1 tRNA gene is annotated in these 441 nt (G+C 34.5%); it reads left to right on the top strand.

Going from position 1 to position 441, the window contains the following annotated elements:
- Positions 1-195 precede the first annotated feature (195 nt).
- Positions 196-277 (top strand) — tRNA-Leu (locus LC452_RS21760).
- The last annotated feature ends 164 nt before the right edge of the window (positions 278-441 follow it).

The following is a 441-nucleotide window of genomic DNA, read 5'->3' as shown; positions in this document are numbered from 1 at the left end:
TACTTGCTATTTCTTTTACTAAATCTTCTTGTTTCATAAAAGTACTTTGTTTTTCAAAGTAAATGAATAAGAATGAATTATGCAAATTTATTTTTTACCATAAAATATAAATTAGAAAATAATGAAAATTTATTGAGAAAAGACTTGCATCATATACGTTTCGTTTCTATCTTTGTGCCAACAAGAAATCCTAATGCGGAAGTGGCGTAATTGGTAGCCGCACCAGACTTAGGATCTGGCGTCGCAAGACGTGGGGGTTCGAGTCCCTTCTTCCGCACTTGAATGTCCTCCCGAAATTAAATCATCGGGAGGATTTTTTTTTATCAAAATAATGCGTAACGGTTTAGAAAGAGTATGAACATTTCACACGAAAAAGTTGACGCGATCAACGCAGTAATTAAAGTTGATTTAGCGCCAGAAGATTATAACCCACAAGTAGAC

Origin of the sequence: Microbacterium sp. EST19A (genome assembly GCF_019969685.1) — a bacterium.
Lineage (GTDB): Bacteria > Actinomycetota > Actinomycetes > Actinomycetales > Microbacteriaceae > Microbacterium.
Note: the sequence above shows the minus strand (reverse complement) of the source record. Positions and strands in the feature narration are given on the sequence as shown.